Below are 17,083 nucleotides of genomic sequence, written 5' to 3'. Positions count from 1 at the left end.
CATCGCCCGGCCAGCCCGGCAACTCTTCGAAAGTCTGCCATGGGAGAGGTCGGCTTGACCTCGGCCCGATCCTTCTCCATCCCTCGTGACGAGGAGCAAAGGGAGAGAGACATGGAACGTTCCGCGATCATCACCGGCGGCAGCAGCGGCATCGGGCGACATCTCGCCATCGCCTTTGCGCAGGCGGGGTATCGGGTGGCCTTCACGCATCGCGACGACGAGTCCGCGGCTGCGGAGGTCCTCGCGGAGATTACTGCCACCGGCGGTCATGCGCGCGCTTTTTCTTCCGATGCCGGCGACGCAGCTTGCGTGACGGCGTTTATGGAGGAGGCTTGCGCCTGGTTTGGCGATGCGCCGGATGTCCTCGTCAATAATGCCGGCATCCAGACATGGGCTCCGCTGCTGGAATTGTCCGAGGAGCGGTGGGATGCGGTGATCCGCACCAATCTGACAGGCACGTTCCTCAACACGCGGGAAGCGGGGCGTCGCATGGTGGAGGCCGGCAAGGGTGGCGCAATCGTCAATATCGGTTCCGGCTGCAACAAGCTCGCCTTTCCGAAACTGGTCGACTACACGGCTTCAAAGGGCGGCGTCGAGCAGTTCACCAAGGTGGCGGCCGTCGAACTCGGTCCCCACGGCATCCGGGTCAATTGCGTGGCTCCCGGCGCAATCGAGACGGAGCGCACCCGCGCGGAGGCGCCCGATTATGCCGAAACCTGGGGCCGGGTGACACCGTTGCGCCGGGTCGGCACGCCTGGAGACATTGCGGGGCCGGTGCTGTTTCTTGCGAGTGCCGATGCCGCTTTCGTCACCGGGCAGACGATCTGGGTGGACGGAGGCGTGTTCACGCAGGCCTTCTGGCCCTATCCGTCATGACCGGCAGCGATCACTGGGTTGACGGAGAAGGCTCGACGAAACCGCCCCTGCGCCATTCCATCAGGCGGTAGGGATTGTCGGCGAGTTCATGGCCTGTCGTGAAAGTGATCGGACCGATCGGTGTATCGAAAGCCGTATCGACCAGCGTATCGACAAGTGGCGAGCCCATGGCGCCGGACAGTGCGGCGGCATCGGCAAGGATGGAGATTGCCGCTTCGGCCGGCTGCACATAACCTTCTCGCGGCGGTTCGCTGGTATTGCCGTCCGTTGTTTGCGGGCCGCCGACAACATAGGGGAGCAGTACCGCCTGAACGCCCTCGGCAAGCGGCACAGGCTGGTCGGCGGCATTCAAGGCTTCACCGCCCAAAAAGTTGAGATCGATCTTTTCCGTGGCTGCGTCTCGGGCAATCACCGACATGTCAGCACGATCGCCGCCCACGAAGACGCTGGTCACGCCCGCCTTGCGCAGGCGGCGCACGAGTGCGATCTGCTGCTCCTGTCCCGGACGGAACGTATCGGTGAAAACCGGTTTCAGGCCACGGTCTTCCAGACTGTTGCGGATGGTCTCCGTAAGCTCCCGGCCATGGATCGTGCCGTCCTCTATGAGCGCGATCGCCTCGCTCTTCCAGTCGCGGAGGATGATTTCGGTCAGCTTTTCAGCCTCGTCATCCACTGTCGGCGCCATGCGGAAGAGCGGCCAACCATTTTTGAGAGCATCTTCCATCAGCCCCTTCCAGCGCACGGAAAGCGTAATCGCCGGGACGCCCGCATCCTTCAGCGGCGCAAGGGCACCGTCGAGGCTTTCCGAGCAGAGAAAACCGATTGCCGCCGTTGCGCCCGCCTCACGGATACTTGCGGCGATCTGCGGCCCGCTGCCGGCCTCGCAGCTTTCGTCGATAAGGGCGATCTCCACGCCGAGGCGGTCGGCGGAGATCTTCGCTCCCTGGCGCACTTCATCGCCCAAGGTCGCGAAATTTCCCGATTGCGGCGCAACCACCGCGATCTTCAGCGGGGCAGCGGCGAGCGGCGCGGCAAGTCCGGTCAAAACGAGAAAGGTCAGTGGCAGAAGTCGATGCGGGTTCATTCTTGTTTCGATTTTTCCGGATGCGGCGCTCGGCCATTGAAACGCGCCTAGTTTAACCGCTCCATGACGCAAACTGCAATGCGGTGCAATAACAGCGGGCTACCAGGGTAAAATCCGTCCGTTGGGGAAAAGGTAAAACTTGCCCGGCATAGTCCTGTCGGATACAGGCTTAGGGCCAATCGCGGAGAGTGAAGTGTTGAACACGCAGCAGATTGACCCGGTCGTCTACCGGGAAGCGATGAGCCGTTATGCGGGTCATGTCCAGCTCATCACCACGGAGCATGGTGGCATCCGGCGTGGCGTGACGATTACCGCCGCCTGCTCGGTCTCCGACCATCCGCCGACTGTTCTCGCCTGCCTGAACAATACCAACGAAAAGAATGCCGTGTTTTTCGAGAGCGGGTTCTTCGCCCTCAATACGCTGGGCGCGCATCACCGGGAACTCGCCAACGGCTTTGCCGGTTTCGGCGGCCTCTCCGTCGATGAGCGCTTTGCGCTTGGCGAATGGCAAAGACTGGTCACCGGCGCTCCGGTGCTGTCAGACGCCATCGTTTCCTTCGATTGCCGGGTGACCGACACGAAGGTCACGGCGACCCATACCGTGCTTTTCGGCGAGGTGAAGGCGGTGCATTTCGGGGCCAAGGAAGCGTCGCTGATCTATCTGGACCGCAGCTACCGCACCCTGTAAGCTCCTCTCAAAAAGAGGAGGAAGGATGCCTGAGACGTCCTCAAAGGGCCTGCCCGGATCGATCGATGCCGTCGTCGATCTCCTTTCGCAGCACGATTATCTGGCCGGCCGGCCACTGGCCACGGTTCTCTTCCTTGCCCTTCGCATGCAGCGGCCGCTTTTTCTCGAAGGCGAGGCCGGTGTCGGCAAGACCGAGGTGGCCAAGGTGCTGGCATCCGCGCTCGACCGGCCGCTGATCCGCCTCCAGTGCTATGAAGGCCTCGATGTCGCATCGGCCGTCTATGAGTGGAACTATCCGGCGCAGATGCTCGAAATCCGCCTGTCCGAGGCATCAGGAGTTTCCGACCGCGACCGGCTGGAGCATGACATATTTTCCGCGCGCTATCTGATTCGCCGGCCGGTGCTGCAGGCACTGGAGTGCGAGCCGGGCCGCGCGCCGGTCTTCCTGATCGACGAGCTCGACCGCACCGACGAGGCCTTCGAGGCTTTCCTCCTGGAAGTACTCTCCGATTTCCAGGTGACGATCCCAGAATACGGAACCGTGAAAGCGACGGAAAAACCGATCGTCATCGTCACCAGCAACCGGACGCGCGAGGTGCATGACGCCTTGAAACGGCGCTGCCTCTATCACTGGGTCGATTATCCCAAGGCGGTCGAAGAACTGGCGATCATCCGGCGCAAGGTGCCCGGCTGCAACGAGCAGCTTTCGCGCCAGATCGTCGCCTATGTGCAGAAGCTGCGTACACTCGATCTCTTCAAGAACCCAGGCGTTGCCGAGACGATCGACTGGGCTACGGCTCTCACCGAACTCGACCGGCTGGCGCTCGACCCCGAAACCATTGCCGACACGCTCGGCACGCTTCTGAAATACCAGGACGATATTGCCCGCATTCAGGGTTCGGAAGGCCAGAAGGTTCTTGCCGAGGTGAAGGCAGAGCTTCTGGCGGCGGGCTGAGCCATGGAGATTTCGGCCGGCCGTGACGGGATCGTGATACCGCCGCCTGCGGCCGGCGACGGCAGGCTTGCCGACAATATCGTGCATTTTGCCCGTGTGCTGCGCAGGGCCGGCCTGAAACCGGGGCCTGGCGCGGTGCTCGACGCCATCGCCGCGGTCGATGCTATCGACATCGGATCGCGGGAGGAGTTTCATGCGGCCCTCGGCGCGATCTTCGTCAACCGGCACGAGGATCAGCCGGTTTTTGACGAGGCGTTCAGGCTTTTCTGGCGTTCGCGGGATCTGGTCGCCAAGATGATCGCGATGATGTCGCCGGTTGCGGCCGATCTCAGCGAACGAGAAAAGGCAAAGGCGGGGGCTTCCCGAGTGAGCGACGCGCTTTATGCAGAACGCGAGCTGCGGCAGGAACCACGCGACGAGCCGGATATCGAGATCGACGCCCGTTTCACCACCTCGGGCTCGGAAGTGTTGCGCCGGATGGATTTCGCCCAGATGTCTGCGAGCGAACTTTCGCAGGCGCGGCGCGAGATCGAGAGGCTGGCCATGCCGTTCGATACCGTGCGCGTGCGCCGTTTTCGCCCGTCCCGCCGGCCGGGAAACGTCGATGCGCGGGCGACGATGCGTGCGGCTCTGCGCAGCGGCGGCGATCTTATCCTGCCGAAGTTCAGGGCGCGTCGTATCGAACAACCGCCGCTGGTCATCCTTGCCGATATCTCGGGTTCGATGAGCCAGTACACCCGCATCTTCCTGCATTTCCTGCATGTGCTGACGGAGCGCCGCCGTCGCGTCCACACATTCCTGTTCGGCACGCGCCTCACCAATGTCACGCGCCAGATGAAGAACCGCGACCCCGATGAGGCGATCGCGCAATGCAGCGGCGCGGTCAGCGACTGGTCCGGCGGCACGCGGATCGGCGAGACGCTCAGGCTCTTCAACCGGCAATGGGCGCGGCGCGTGCTCGGGCAGGGCGCGGTGGTCCTGCTAATTACCGACGGTCTGGAGCGGGAGGATGTCGGGATGCTCGCTGCCGAGACGGATCGGCTGCATCGCTCGTGCCGCCGGCTGGTCTGGCTCAATCCGCTCCTGAGGTTCGAAGGGTTCGAGGCACGGGCGCGGGGCGTCAGGGCGATGCTTCCCCATGTCGACGAGTTGCGTTCCGTGCACAATCTCGATTCGCTTGCCGATCTCGTCGCCGCACTTTCCACACCCATGAAAGGCGATGCCGATCCGCGGCGTTTCCTGAACACGTTGAGGGCTTGAACATGACGGCCATTGCAGGGCGAATGGACCCGTTGCTCGTTGCCGAGGACTGGAAGGGCAAGGGGCGGGATGTGGCGATTGCGACCGTGGTCGAGACCTGGGGGTCGGCACCGCGCCCGGTCGGCAGTCATCTGGTCATCGATGCCGATGGCAATTTCGAAGGTTCAGTCTCCGGCGGATGCGTCGAGGGGGCGGTTATCACCGAGGCGCTGGACGTGCTGCAATCGGGCAAGCCGCGGATGCTGGAATTCGGGGTTGCCGATGAGACCGCATGGCGGGTCGGGCTCTCCTGCGGCGGCCGCATCCGCGTTTACGTCGAAAGGCTCGGCTGATGGACGCGGCAAACCTGAAGAAGCTGAACGAGGCGCGGCTGGCGCGGCGCGCGGCCGTGCTGGTGACCGATCTCGGCGACGGCCGCGACCGGCTTGTGGTCGAGGGCGAAACCGTCATCGGGCCGCTGGGGGCCGAGATCGGGCAAAGGATGTTGTCCGGAAAATCCGGCCTCGTCGATCTGGAAGGACGCAGCTTCTTTCTCAACGTCCACCTGCCGCCGCCGCGCATTGTGGTGATCGGCGCGGTTCATATCAGCCAGGCGCTCTGCCCCATGGCCGAGATCGCCGGCTATGACATCACGGTGATCGATCCACGCACCGCCTTTGCGACGCCCGAGCGGTTTGCCGGTGTCGATCTTCTAGCGGACTGGCCGGAAGATGCGCTGAAGGCGAGGCCGCTCGATCGCTATTGCGCGATGGTCGCAGTCACGCATGACCCGAAGATCGACGACTTTCCGCTCGTTGCAGCGCTCAGGGCCGGCTGTTTCTATGTCGGTGCGCTCGGCAGCCGCAAAACCCATGTGAAACGGGTGGAGCGGCTTAAGAACGATGGGCTCTCCGAGGCCGAAATCGGCCGCATTTCGGCTCCTGTCGGGCTCGATATCGGGGCCGCCACGCCGTCCGAGATCGCGGTGTCCATCCTTGCCGAGGTCATCCAGTCTTTCCGGCGCCGGTCGCTCGGGGCGGCGGCAAGCGAGGCCGCATGATCTTCGGGGAGTTCCCGCTGAAAGGGGCCGAAGGCCTGGTGCTGGCGCATTCCGTGCAATTGCCGTCGGGCCGGCTTCCCAAAGGCCAGCGGCTGACGCAGGCCGATATCCTTGCTCTGGAGGCGGCGGGGCTGCGCACCGTCATCGCCTGCCGGCTGGAAGATGGAGACCTGGGGGAGGACGAGGCGGCCGGGCGACTTGCGGCAGGCGTAGGCCTTGACAACCTGCGCATGTCCGAGCCCTCGACGGGCCGGGTCAATTTCTATGCCACGCGCAACGGCCTCCTCGTGGCGAGCCGGGATCTGGTCGACCGGTTCAACCGCATCGATCCGGCAATAACCTTTGCCTGTCTCGCCGATCACAGCGACGTGCGCGAAGGCGATCTCGTTGCGACCGTGAAGATCATTCCACTCGGCGTTTCCGGCGCGAGTGTCGCGCGCGCACTGGGCATTCTCGCCGAGGGGCGGGCCATCGAACTCAAGCCCTATCGTCCCCGCAATGTCGCCCTGATCGCCACGCAGCTGCCGTCGCTGAAGACCTCGGTCATGGACAAGACCGCGCGGGTGCTCGAGCAGCGCCTTCTTGCTTCCGGCAGCCGGCTGATCGGAGAATGGAGGGTGGCGCACCGGGCGGATGCGGTTGCCGGGGCCATCGAGGACGCCTTACGCCGGGAGCTTTCCGACCCGCCGCTCGTGATCGTATTCGGTGCATCGGCTGTATGCGATCCGGTCGATGTCATCCCGGAATCGATCCGCATGGCGGGTGGCACGGTGGATCAGGTCGGGTTGCCGGTCGATCCGGGTAATCTGCTCGTGCTGGGGCATGTCGGGGAAATTCCCGTCATCGGTGCGCCGGGCTGTGCCCGTTCGCCGAAGGAAAACGGCTTCGACTGGGTGTTGAACCGGATTCTCGCCGGTGAAAATCCTGATGCGCTGGAACTGACAGGGCTTGGTGTCGGAGGCTTGCTGATGGAAATTCCCAGTCGTCCGTTGCCGCGTGAGGTTGCAACCTCTGCCGATACGGCCCTCCGTGTCGGTATCATCATCCTGGCGGCAGGCAAGGCGAGCCGGATGGGCGAGGGCGGCCGGCACAAGCTGCTGGCCGAGTTTGAGGGTGCGCCGCTTGTCAGGCGTGTGACCGAGCGGGCACTCGATGCCGTGGCCGGTCCTGTTGTCGTCGTTACAGGTTTTCGGGCTTCCGAGATTTCCGCCTGTCTGGAAGGATTGCCGGTCGAGATCGAGGAGAATCGCGATTATGCCAGCGGGATGGCGAGTTCGATCCGCGCCGGCCTCGCGGCGCCCCCGCTGCAGGACGTGGAAGGCGTCATGATCCTGCTTGCAGACATGCCGGGGGTTACGCGCGCCGATATCGAGGAACTGGTGAAAGCATTCCGCAAATCAGGGGGGCGGTCCATCGTGCGGGCGGTGGCTGATGGCAAGCGTGGCAATCCGGTCATCCTGCCGCGTGCAACCTTTCCTGCGCTCATGCGGCTGGAGGGCGACATCGGCGCGCGTCACATTATTGAGACATCCGGGTTGCCGATCATCGACGTCGAGATCGGCGCCGCCGCGAAACTGGATGTCGATACGCCGGAGGCAGTGTTGGCCGCCGGCGGTGTCCTGAAGGATTGACCACGATGGACAATGTAGAAATCGAAGAGATGTTTCAGGCGGTCGGCCCCGTCTCCATTCGCCGGATGTTCGGCGGCAAGGGCATCTATCGCGACGGCGTTATCTTTGCGTTGGAACTGTTCGATGAGGTCATGCTGAAGGCGGATAACGAGAGCGCGCCGTTCTTCGAGGAGGCGGGCGCCCGGCAGTGGATCTATCAGAGGGAGGGCAAGAGCCCCGTCGCCATGCCCTACTGGTCGATCCCGGACGATGCCTATGACGATCCAGACGAAATGGCGAAGTGGGTACGGCTTGCCTTCGAGGCCGGCCTGAGAGCAGAGGCGTCGAAAGCGAATCCTGCGCGAGCAAAACCGGCCAAGCCGAAGTCAGCGAAGAAAAGGCAGGATGGCGCCGGTGAAGGCTGAGAGCGGCTGGGGCAGTGCATCGAGGTCGAACCAGCCGAACTCCGAAAGCTTGTCCGGTTCGGTCAGTTGCGGTTCGCCCGAAAAGTCCTCGGTCCGGTAGAGCAGCGAGACCCAGTGCTGCCGGTCGGCGTCGATGATCTGTTCGGTCGCGGCAAGAAAGCCGATGGAACCGATCGAGAGACCGGTTTCCTCTTCGGCTTCGCGGCGGGCGGCCTGCTCTGCCGGTTCCATATGGTCGACCTTGCCGCCGACAATGTTCCAGAACCCTGCTTCGGGTGCTTTCCGGCGACGGTAAAGCAGGAGCTTGCCATCGCGAAGGATGGCAAGACCGACTCCGAGGCCGGGAAAATCGATGCCGGGCGTGGCCATAAGCGGATGCTTTTCAGCGGCGGGTGGCGTCAGACCTTGGCGTTGGCGACGATCAGCATGAAGGCCGGAATGTCGTCGCCGAAGCCGACGGGCGTCGGGCCGTCGTCATGGTCGCGGTAGTGGCTGCGGCGGCGTTCGCGATGATCGTCGTTCGCCGGGTTCGGGCGGCTGTTGCGATTGGCGTCACGGCCACGTTTTTCGGACCTGCGTTCGTTCGCCACTGATTCCACCTTTGCCTCTTCCACTTGTTCCGCGATGTCCGCAGTCTGTTCGTTGCGTGTATCGGTTTTATGACCGCCGCGACGCTCACGGCCTTTATCCCGGTCCTTGCCGCCGCCGCGCTTGCCGCGACGGTCGTCATGGGATTCCGCAGCCGCGGGGAGGGTCGAAAGATCGCCGTTCAGCCATTCGATCTTCTGGCCGATCAGCTTCTCGATCGCGTCGAGATACTTGGTGTCCGAACGGGTGACAAGAGTGAAGGCGGCGCCGGAACGGCCTGCACGACCGGTGCGGCCGATGCGGTGGACATAATCCTCCGCATGGATCGGGATGTCGAAGTTGAAGACGTGGCTGACGTCCGGAATATCGAGGCCGCGGGCGGCGACGTCCGAGGCGACGAGCAGCGAGATCTGGTTGTCCTTGAAGCCGGCCAGCATGTTGGTGCGCGAGCGTTGATCCATGTCGCCGTGAAGGGCGCCGACCGAGAAGCCGTGACGCTCCAGCGAACGGAAGAGGTCGGCAACATCCTTCTTGCGGTTGCAGAAGATGATCGCGTTCTTCAGGTCTTCCTGGGCGCGGATCAGATCGCGCAGGACCGAGCGCTTCTCGTAGTCCTTGTTGTGGGCCGCCACGAGACGCTGCGTCACGGTCTTTGCCGTCGAGGACGGCGGAGCCACTTCGATGCGCTCGGGGTTTTGCAGAAAGCGATCGGCGAGCTTCTGGATTTCCGGCGGCATGGTGGCCGAGAAGAAAAGCGTCTGCCGAGTGAAGGGGATCATCTTGGCGATGCGCTCGATATCCGGGATGAAGCCCATGTCGAGCATGCGGTCGGCTTCGTCGATGACCAGGATCTCAACGCCGGTCATCAGCAGCTTGCCGCGCTCGCAATGATCGAGCAGGCGGCCCGGCGTGCAGATCAGAACGTCGGCGCCGCGTTCAAGCTTGCGGTCCTGGTCCTCGAAGGAAACGCCGCCGATCAGCAGCGCGACGTTGAGCTTGTGATTCTTGCCGTATTTCTCGAAGTTCTCTGCGACCTGGGCTGCCAGTTCGCGGGTCGGCTCAAGGATCAGCGTGCGGGGCATCCGGGCGCGAGCTCGACCCTTTTCGAGGAGCGTCAGCATCGGGAGAACGAAGGAGGCGGTCTTGCCTGTCCCCGTCTGAGCGATGCCGAGAATGTCGCGGCGCTGCAGGGCAGGCGGGATGGCTCCGGCCTGGATCGGGGTAGGGATGGTGTAGCCGGCATCTGTGACGGCTGAAAGTACTTTTTGGCTCAGGCCAAGGTCAGCGAAAGTGGTCAAAGGGAAATCTGTTTCCGTTCCGGTTCTTGCGAACACAATTGAATCGCCCTCGAACGCGGGCGTTAACGTCAGCGCGGGATAGTGCCAAAAAGCCGGAAAGTCAAGGAAACTGGCGGATTTGGAGTAACAAAGGATGAACGGAACCTTCAGGCGGCACGCCGGGTGGCGATGACGGCCACTCCGGCAAGCGCCAACACCGCACCGGCACCGCGATTGACCGCCTTGACGATGCCCGGAGTGCGCAGCAACCGGCGCGCGCGTCCGGCGATCCACACATGGCCGCCGATCACGACCACCTCAACGGCGACGATCGTCGCGGCGAGGCTGAGATATGTACCGGTCGAGAAATCGGCGCCGACGAAATTCGGCAGAAGCGCCAGATAGAAGAGCGGCATCTTGGGATTGCCGAGGTTCAGGGCGACGGCGGTCAGGCACACGCTTACGAGATCGCGCCCCCGCTCCGTTACGGTTGCATCGGGGATGACGGGCGCCGCCGTCCAAAGCCTGAAGCCCATGTAGATCAGATAGGCCGCGCCGCCATAGCGCAGAAGCGTCATCAGAAAACCCATTTCGTTGGCGATCAGCGAAAGTCCGAAGGCGGCAAGCGCCAGATAGATCAGGATGCCGATCACCGTGCCGGTGCCGTAGGCGATGCCGGACGCCGCGCCGTTGGAGACAGTCCGCGCCATGATGGTCATGTTGTCGGGACCGGGACTTGCCGCGAACACGAAGAAGGCGAGGGCGAAGGCCAAAAGTGCATGCGGTTCCATGACGATTCCTCCAGCGGGATGATGCCGAGAGTACATGACCCGCAGACGGGGTCAATCTATGAGCGTCGTCAGCTTCATGCCGGCATTCAGGAACTGCATCGGGTCCACCGCCTCGCCGTTGCGGCGCACTTCATAGTGGATATGCGGGCCGGTGGAACGGCCGGTATTGCCGGAATAGCCGATCACGTCGCCGGCATTGATTTCGTCGCCGACCTTCACAAGGATTTTCGACATGTGGCCGAAGCGGGTGCTGAAGCCCAGCCCGTGATCGATTTCGACCATGTTGCCGTAGCCGCCGGAGGGGCCGGCATTGACCACCTTGCCGGAGCCCGTCGCATGGATCTCGCCGCCCACCGGCGAGCGGAAGTCTATGCCGGCATGCATCGCTAGTCCGCCAAAGAACGGATCGGGCCGGTTGCCGAAGCGGCTGGTGATCTCGCGGCCGGGTGCGGGATTGGCGAAAGGCATGCGGATCGCCGTGGCGCGGACGTTTTCGAGCCGGCTCAGCGCCGCGTCGAGTTCGTTGAGCGAGGTGTTGAAGGCCTCCGCGGTCCGGGGAGCGACATAGGGGCCACCGATGGCGTCCATGCTAGAGGTTTTGTCCGCCTGATCTATCGGGATGCCGTTGCGTCGCAGGATTCCGGAAATTTCCTCCGCGGTTTCGCTGGCGCCGTCCGCGAGCTTCTGCACCCGGTCGATCTGGTCGCGTTCGATGTCCTTCAGCGACAGCGTCATGTGCGAAAAGAGCCTGTCGGAACGGTCCGCTGCCGTGTCGGTCAACGGCACGTAGCCGAGCGCGGCGGACGGGGTCTGGCCGCTCTTGTCGGTTGCCGGCGTGTCCGACGCAGTCTTGCGCCCCAAAAGATTCTCGATCGCGTCCAGTCCGCCGGAAAGGTTCGCCTGCTTGCCGGTCGCCCCCGGCTTCTCGTTCGGCACCGGAACGGAGGCCGGCAGCTGGCCGACGGCCTCGGCGCGGTCAAGCAACGCGCCCAGCCGTCCATGGCGGGAAGAGAGCGCCATCTGCTGTTCGAGCAGCTTCTCCACCTTCTCTTCGACCACCTGCTGGTCGAGGAGCTGGCGCGAGGTGACGCGGTCGACTTGGGCCCTGAGCGCGGCGATGCGATCCTCGTAGTCGTGCTGCATGCGGGCCTGTCTGGCCATGCTTGCGCCGATCAGGTTGTCACGGAAGATGAGATAGGTGGTCGCGCCGAGATAGCCGATCGCCATAACGCCGACGAAGCAGAAGGCGACCGCCGCCATCCAGGGGTGCACGGTCATGTGGCGGATCTTGTCGCCGCGCGCCAGAATCACGACATGCGGCTGACTGCGTTTGCCGAAGACCCGATTTCCCGCCGAAGTCGCCACGCAATATCCCCTGTCCCGTCGGCTGACCGAGCTCTTCGGAGGGCGATGAACGCCGCTCCGGCACCGGTTTTTGCCTGATGCGATCAGACATCATTAAGGTTAACAAAGGCTTGAAAAGAGGAGGGTTGCCCGGAGACGGCGGTTGAATCAGTCGCTGTTCTTCGATGTCAGGGACCGGTAGAAAGACGGGGTCAGGCCGGCTTCGGCGCGGGCGACGTCGTTGAAGGGAGCCTTGAGCGCGCCGCGGAAATTGGCACGCACCAGCTCCTTGAAGGTTGCGGCCGGATCGCGTTTTTCGCGCGCGCAGAGGAACCGGAACCATTTGGCGCCGATCGCCACATGACCCTTCTCGTCGTCATAGATGACTTTCAGCACGTCGGCGCTCTCGATATCGCCGGTTTCGCGCATCTTTTCCTGGAGCGATGGCGTGACGTCGAGGCCGCGGGCTTCAAGGATCAGCGGTACGACGGCGAGCCTTGCCGTCAGATCGTTGCGGGTGGCGTGCGCCGCCTGCCACAGTCCGTCATGGGCGGGCATGTCGCCGTAATCGGCGCCGAGCGCCTTCAATCGTTCGCGAACCATGCGAAAATGCTTGGATTCCTCGAATGCCACCTGCATCCAGCCGTCGAAGAAGGAATGCGGCACCGGTTCGGCCGCGAATCGCGCGACGATATCGAGCGCGAGGTCGACGGCGTTGAGCTCGATATGCGCGAGCGCATGCAGCATGGCGACGCGGCCGGGCAGGGTGTGCAGCGAGCGTTTCTCGGTCGCCTTCGGAGGGACGAGTTCCGGTTTGTCCGGCCGGCCGGGGCGTTCCGGCAGGTCGGGGTCGAGCGGCGAGCGCAGCGACAGCCGCCGCCGATGCCAGCGGCGGGCGGCCTCCTGCGCCAGTTCCGTCTTTTCGTCGAGATCGGTGCTGAGGATCGCGCACGTCGCCGCCGCGCGCAGGGAGGTGAAGGGGTTTCCGCTCATGCCGGGCGCTTGCCGCTCACAGGGCGCGGACCGCATTCAGAACCGCTTCGGCGTGGCCGGGAACCTTGACCTTGCGCCAGATGGCGGCGATCCGCCCGGCGCGGTCGATCAGGAAGGTGGTGCGTTCGACGCCCATGTAGGTCCGGCCATACATGCTCTTCTCCTTCCAGACGCCATAGGCTGAAAGCACTGTCTTCTCCTCGTCGGAGGCCAGCGTGATGGAAAGATTGTGCTTGCCGGCAAACTTGTCATGGCTTTTGACGCTGTCCGGAGACATGCCGATGATCTCTGCGCCAGCCTTGGCGAATTCGTCTGCGAGCTCGGTAAAGGCGATGGCCTCGGCCGTGCAGCCGCTGGTGTCGTCCTTGGGATAGAAGTATAGAACGACCGGCTTGCCGCCAAACGTCGAAAGCGAAACCGAGCCGCCGCCGTCGCGCGGCAGGGTGAAGTCGGGGGCCTGATCGCCAACTGCCAATTCCGCCATGGGATAACCTTTCTTTTGCCCGTTTTATGGATGATTGTCACGGCTATCGATATATAGTCCGGACCGAGGTCGTCCAGCGCGACTGTGAATATCGGCATCCTTGGACGGAGACAATCGCCAGACACATGGGAGAGATCCGCGGCGAAAAGATAAGATTTCGCAAAGAAGACTTCGTTCCCCTGCACGAAATGCCCTCGGCCCGAATCGAGGATCCCATCATTGTGCATTGCCCTCCGCGGTCCACCGTCCTGGGGGGCGTGGGACGTTGGTCTCTTGGCGTGCTCGCTTTTTTCGTGCTGATTACAGGCGGTATCTTTGCGCTGATCGAAGCCGGCGGTCTCGATTCCGTTCTCTCTAACGTTGCCCGTTCCGCGCTCAACTCAGCCGTTGCGCCGGCTTATCGCGCCGAGATCGGCGGCACCGCTATCCGTTTTGCCGAGGGCTTTCAGCTTGCCATCGAGGCGCGGGACGTTTCGATGGTCGGGGAAGCCGACAGCAGCCCGATTGCCAGAACACAGTCTGTCCGTCTCATTCTCGATCCGGTCGCCTTGCTCGGAGGCAAAATCAGGGTTCGGGAGATCGAGAGCGAAGGCGTGGCGCTCGACGCCCGGCTATTGCCGGCCAGCGAACCGCTCGACCTGTCGAAACTCAGGATCGACCACATTCCGGCCGTGCTCGAGGAGTCGTTCCGTCAACTCGACATCGTGCAGTCCTTCATCGCCAAAGGCGGTCTCGACCGGATGAGGGTCGGCGGTCTCGAAATCTCGGCGACAAGCGCCAGCGGCCGTCCCATGACGATTGCCGTCGACGATCTGGCGATGGAGCGCGGGGATGACAATTCGTTGTCGATGTATGGCGCGATTTCCATCAACGGCCAGCAGACCGAACTGACGGCGCTCACCGTCAACGACGGCGGTCGCGCACAGTCGCTGACCATGCGCGTCGCCGATCTCAGGCTTACGCCCTTCCTGCTGAGGCGCGACAAGACGGGCAATCCACGCCAGGGGCTCGACGGGTCTTCCGAAGTCATCATTTCGGCCAAGCGGGCGGGCGAGGGCCGTACGCCGGCGATGACGATGACGCTGAACAGTCAGGCCGGGACATTCTATTTCGACGGCAATCCGCAGGAACTGACCCGCGCGCATCTGGATCTCGGCTATGACTTCGCCAAGGATACGCTGGAGGTCGCCTCGACCTCGCGCATGGAATTCGGACCGATGGTCCTGCCCTTGTCCGGCGGCCTCATCGATCTCGACCGGTTGCCGGGGAACACCGTGCCCGGTACCGGCTTCGGCATCGATCTTGTCGTCTCGCAGGGGCTTGCTGCCGTTCCCGCGTCCGGAGATACGCCTTTTCCGTTCTCCCTCAAGGTTTTCGGCCGCTATGTGAACGAGGCGAAGGAACTGCAGATCGATACGCTGTCGGTCTCCACGCCTTCCGGCACCATGGACGGAAACCTGCGCATCCGGTTCGTTGGCACGGGTCCCGAAATCCGCTTCGACGCCCTGATTAACAATATGAAGTCCGGCGTCATCAAGCAGCTCTGGCCCTACTGGATGGCGGACAAGCCGAGGAAATGGGTGCTGGCCAACATCTTCGGCGGAACCGTCACGCACGGCCAGATCTCGGTCTTCATTCCCCAGGACCGGCTGACCGTCGAGCCCAGGCCGCTGCATCTCGACGCGAACGAACTCAATATCAATTTCGATATCGTCAATGCCCGAATGAATGTCACCGGCGATATCCCGCCGCTGAGGGATCTCAATGCGCATTTCGACATGACCGGCGGCAAGGTGGCGGTCGACATCAAGTCGGCGGCCTCCTATTTCCCGTCGGGGCGCATGGTGAAGATTGAAGGCGGCGGCATCGGGCTCGACAACGTTTATGTCAAGCCGCTGATGGCCGACATCGACATCGCGGTGTCCGGCGCTGCCGACGCGGTCGCCGAACTCGTCTCCTTCAAGCCGATGCGCGCCCTGCAGCGGGTCGGCTTCGTGCCGGAGGACTTTTCCGGCGAGGTCAAGGGGTCTGCGCAGGTTCGTCTCGGACTGATCGCCGACCAGAATCCTCCGGAACCGGTCTGGAAGGCCAGCCTGCAGCTTCAGGGCGTCGATATCGCCAAACCGTTCGGCGATCGTGTGATCTCCGATGTCGACGGTACGCTCGATGTCGATCCGCGCGCCGCTCGTCTGCAGGCGAAGGCAGGTGTCGACGGGGTTCCCATGGATATCGCGATGACCGAACCGGTGGATTCGGATTCGGATGTGGCGCGCGAACGGGTCGTGAAGGCTACGCTGAGCAATGCCGACCGCGACAAGCTGGCGCCGGGCCTCGACGGCATCATCGACGGACCGGTTGCGGTGGAACTGACGCGTCTTGATGAGAACCGTCAGGCGGTCAGCGTCGATCTGAAATCCGCCAACCTCATGGTGCCGTGGATCGGTTGGTCGAAGGGGCAGGGTATTGCCGCCAAAGCGAGCTTCGAGACGGTCGAGGGGGAAAATGGCCAGACTGCCATCGACAAGTTCGTTCTGGACGGCGACGGGTTCGGCGCCAAGGGCAACCTCGCCGCCGGCAAGGATGGGCTGATTTCGGCCGATTTCGGCAGCATGCAGCTTTCTCCCGGTGACGATTTCGCACTGGTCCTGCGCCTGGCCAAGGGAACCTATGACGTCAACATCTCCGGCAAGTCGGCGGATGTCCGCTCACTGGTGGCCAAGATGAAATCGGACGGGCCGGCTGGCGCCAAGGGGGGCGGGAGCAAGGGAGGCAGCGGGGAGTCGAATCTCAATCTTCGGCTCCAGGCAAAGCTCGATCGCGTGGTCGGATTTGGCGACGAGGCAATGAGCAATGTATCGCTGACCTATGGCTCGCGCGGCGGCAAGACGACCGCGCTCGATATTTCGGCCGTCACGGATACGGGACAGGCGCTGGTGGCCAAACTTCGCCGGCCGGAAGGCCTCAGCGAGGTTTCCGTAACCAGCAGCGATGCCGGTGCGCTCAGCCGCTTCATCGATCTCTACGATCATATGATCGGCGGCCTGCTCAACCTCAAGCTTGCGGAAAGCGCAAACGGGATCTGGAACGGTTCGCTCGATATCCGCAATTTCCAGGTGGAGAACGAACAGCGCCTGCAGTCGATCGTTTCCACGCCGACCGGTGCCGACGGTCGAAGCTTGAACAGCGCGGTCAGGCGGGATATCGATGTCAGCAGCGCGCGGTTCCAGCGCGCCTTTGCCCGTCTGGTCTATTCGGACTCGACGCTTCGCATCGACAACGGCATCGTTCGCGGCGAACAGGTCGGTGCGACTATCCAGGGAACCGTACGGGACGCCAACGGGCGGATCGACATGACCGGAACCTTCATGCCCGCCTATGGGCTCAACCGGCTGTTTGCCGAATTGCCGGTGATCGGCATCCTGCTTGGCAACGGCCGGGATCGCGGCCTGCTCGGCATCACCTTCAAGCTGACGGGCGCTACCGAACAGCCCAAGCTGACGATCAATCCCCTGTCGCTCATAGCCCCCGGCGTCTTCCGGCAGATCTTCGAGTTCCGCTAGGGTGCTTCCGGTGCGAACGGCGCGCCATCGGCACCGCTCGCTTTGCCGGTCGTGTTCAGACAGGAGAGACAAAAGAGCCGGCGAAGACGCCGGCTTTTTTGACATTGGA

The 17,083-nt window shown here is 63.3% G+C and carries 16 protein-coding genes; 9 read left to right on the top strand and 7 right to left on the bottom strand.

Going from position 1 to position 17,083, the window contains the following annotated elements; all coding sequences use genetic code 11:
* Positions 1-111 precede the first annotated feature (111 nt).
* On the top strand, positions 112-876 hold the full coding sequence (locus J5N58_RS00510) for an SDR family NAD(P)-dependent oxidoreductase (RefSeq protein ID WP_113424869.1): 765 nt from the start codon (positions 112-114) through the stop codon (positions 874-876).
* A gap of 10 nt (positions 877-886) precedes the next feature.
* Here the strand turns inward: J5N58_RS00510 and J5N58_RS00505 are convergent, their stop codons facing one another.
* Complete coding sequence (locus J5N58_RS00505) at positions 887-1,960, bottom strand: branched-chain amino acid ABC transporter substrate-binding protein (protein ID WP_113439640.1); 1,074 nt, start codon at positions 1,958-1,960, stop codon at positions 887-889.
* 238 nt (positions 1,961-2,198) lie between these two features.
* Between J5N58_RS00505 and J5N58_RS00500 the strand changes: the two genes are divergently transcribed.
* Genes J5N58_RS00500 through J5N58_RS00470 form a run of 7 tightly spaced genes read left to right on the top strand, consistent with a single transcriptional unit; the run spans position 2,199 to position 7,937 of the window.
* Entirely contained in the window at positions 2,199-2,648 is a 450-nt protein-coding gene (locus tag J5N58_RS00500) for a flavin reductase (RefSeq protein WP_113439659.1), read from the top strand.
* Positions 2,649-2,673: 25 nt separating this feature from the next.
* Positions 2,674-3,603, top strand: coding sequence for an AAA family ATPase (locus J5N58_RS00495; RefSeq protein ID WP_113439641.1), 930 nt, complete (start codon positions 2,674-2,676; stop codon positions 3,601-3,603).
* A 3-nt stretch (positions 3,604-3,606) separates the two neighbouring features.
* The gene (locus J5N58_RS00490; protein ID WP_113424866.1) at positions 3,607-4,863 is read left to right on the top strand and encodes a vWA domain-containing protein; all 1,257 of its coding nucleotides are present in this window, start codon (positions 3,607-3,609) and stop codon (positions 4,861-4,863) included.
* A 2-nt stretch (positions 4,864-4,865) separates the two neighbouring features.
* Positions 4,866-5,195 (top strand): XdhC family protein, encoded by a 330-nt coding sequence (locus J5N58_RS00485; protein ID WP_113424865.1) that lies wholly within the window; start codon positions 4,866-4,868, stop codon positions 5,193-5,195.
* The gene (locus J5N58_RS00480; RefSeq protein ID WP_244709117.1) at positions 5,195-5,902 is read left to right on the top strand and encodes an XdhC family protein; all 708 of its coding nucleotides are present in this window, start codon (positions 5,195-5,197) and stop codon (positions 5,900-5,902) included. The genes J5N58_RS00485 and J5N58_RS00480 overlap by 1 nt, the downstream gene beginning before the upstream one ends.
* Positions 5,899-7,533 carry an NTP transferase domain-containing protein gene (locus tag J5N58_RS00475; RefSeq protein ID WP_113443388.1) on the top strand — a complete coding sequence of 545 codons (1,635 nt, stop codon included), beginning with the start codon at positions 5,899-5,901 and terminating at the stop codon, positions 7,531-7,533. The genes J5N58_RS00480 and J5N58_RS00475 overlap by 4 nt, the downstream gene beginning before the upstream one ends.
* A gap of 5 nt (positions 7,534-7,538) precedes the next feature.
* Positions 7,539-7,937 (top strand): TfoX/Sxy family protein, encoded by a 399-nt coding sequence (locus J5N58_RS00470; protein ID WP_113443387.1) that lies wholly within the window; start codon positions 7,539-7,541, stop codon positions 7,935-7,937.
* Here J5N58_RS00470 and J5N58_RS00465 read toward each other — a convergent pair.
* The 6 genes from J5N58_RS00465 to bcp all read right to left on the bottom strand — a co-directional run bounded on the left by J5N58_RS00465 (position 7,899) and on the right by bcp (position 13,414).
* Complete coding sequence (locus tag J5N58_RS00465; RefSeq protein WP_112828211.1) at positions 7,899-8,306, bottom strand: NUDIX domain-containing protein; 408 nt, start codon at positions 8,304-8,306, stop codon at positions 7,899-7,901. The two genes, J5N58_RS00470 and J5N58_RS00465, sit on opposite strands and share 39 nt — an antisense overlap.
* Before the next feature lie 29 nt (positions 8,307-8,335).
* A complete protein-coding gene (locus J5N58_RS00460) occupies positions 8,336-9,823 on the bottom strand; it encodes a DEAD/DEAH box helicase (protein WP_113340222.1) in 1,488 nt (495 codons plus the stop codon).
* Positions 9,824-9,969: 146 nt separating this feature from the next.
* The gene (locus tag J5N58_RS00455; RefSeq protein ID WP_244709115.1) at positions 9,970-10,593 is read right to left on the bottom strand and encodes a LysE family translocator; all 624 of its coding nucleotides are present in this window, start codon (positions 10,591-10,593) and stop codon (positions 9,970-9,972) included.
* Between the two features lie 51 nt (positions 10,594-10,644).
* Entirely contained in the window at positions 10,645-11,958 is a 1,314-nt protein-coding gene (locus J5N58_RS00450; RefSeq protein ID WP_244709113.1) for a M23 family metallopeptidase, read from the bottom strand.
* 147 nt (positions 11,959-12,105) lie between these two features.
* Complete coding sequence (locus J5N58_RS00445; protein WP_244709111.1) at positions 12,106-12,930, bottom strand: ferritin-like domain-containing protein; 825 nt, start codon at positions 12,928-12,930, stop codon at positions 12,106-12,108.
* Positions 12,931-12,946: 16 nt separating this feature from the next.
* Complete coding sequence (gene bcp / locus J5N58_RS00440) at positions 12,947-13,414, bottom strand: thioredoxin-dependent thiol peroxidase (RefSeq protein ID WP_112828215.1); 468 nt, start codon at positions 13,412-13,414, stop codon at positions 12,947-12,949.
* A gap of 257 nt (positions 13,415-13,671) precedes the next feature.
* Here bcp and J5N58_RS00435 point away from each other — a divergent pair, with 257 nt between their 5' ends.
* A complete protein-coding gene (locus J5N58_RS00435; protein WP_244709108.1) occupies positions 13,672-16,974 on the top strand; it encodes a DUF3971 domain-containing protein in 3,303 nt (1,100 codons plus the stop codon).
* The last annotated feature ends 109 nt before the right edge of the window (positions 16,975-17,083 follow it).

Source organism: Paenirhizobium cremeum (assembly GCF_022884085.1).
Lineage (GTDB): Bacteria > Pseudomonadota > Alphaproteobacteria > Rhizobiales > Rhizobiaceae > Allorhizobium > Allorhizobium cremeum.
This window is presented reverse-complemented; position numbering and strand designations above follow the sequence as displayed.

What these genes read in the sequence shown, in the direction of transcription:
- J5N58_RS00510 (WP_113424869.1), top strand. Translation starts at nt 112, where the DNA reads ATGGAACGTTCCGCGATCATCACCGGCGGCAGCAGCGGCATCGGGCGA.
- J5N58_RS00480 (WP_244709117.1), top strand. Translation starts at nt 5,195, where the DNA reads ATGGACGCGGCAAACCTGAAGAAGCTGAACGAGGCGCGGCTGGCGCGG.
- J5N58_RS00500 (WP_113439659.1), top strand. Translation starts at nt 2,199, where the DNA reads ATGAGCCGTTATGCGGGTCATGTCCAGCTCATCACCACGGAGCATGGT.
- J5N58_RS00490 (WP_113424866.1), top strand. Translation starts at nt 3,607, where the DNA reads ATGGAGATTTCGGCCGGCCGTGACGGGATCGTGATACCGCCGCCTGCG.
- J5N58_RS00495 (WP_113439641.1), top strand. Translation starts at nt 2,674, where the DNA reads ATGCCTGAGACGTCCTCAAAGGGCCTGCCCGGATCGATCGATGCCGTC.
- bcp (WP_112828215.1), bottom strand. Translation starts at nt 13,414, where the DNA reads ATGGCGGAATTGGCAGTTGGCGATCAGGCCCCCGACTTCACCCTGCCG.
- J5N58_RS00470 (WP_113443387.1), top strand. Translation starts at nt 7,539, where the DNA reads ATGGACAATGTAGAAATCGAAGAGATGTTTCAGGCGGTCGGCCCCGTC.
- J5N58_RS00465 (WP_112828211.1), bottom strand. Translation starts at nt 8,306, where the DNA reads ATGGCCACGCCCGGCATCGATTTTCCCGGCCTCGGAGTCGGTCTTGCC.
- J5N58_RS00475 (WP_113443388.1), top strand. Translation starts at nt 5,899, where the DNA reads ATGATCTTCGGGGAGTTCCCGCTGAAAGGGGCCGAAGGCCTGGTGCTG.
- J5N58_RS00485 (WP_113424865.1), top strand. Translation starts at nt 4,866, where the DNA reads ATGACGGCCATTGCAGGGCGAATGGACCCGTTGCTCGTTGCCGAGGAC.
- J5N58_RS00455 (WP_244709115.1), bottom strand. Translation starts at nt 10,593, where the DNA reads ATGGAACCGCATGCACTTTTGGCCTTCGCCCTCGCCTTCTTCGTGTTC.
- J5N58_RS00445 (WP_244709111.1), bottom strand. Translation starts at nt 12,930, where the DNA reads ATGAGCGGAAACCCCTTCACCTCCCTGCGCGCGGCGGCGACGTGCGCG.
- J5N58_RS00505 (WP_113439640.1), bottom strand. Translation starts at nt 1,960, where the DNA reads ATGAACCCGCATCGACTTCTGCCACTGACCTTTCTCGTTTTGACCGGA.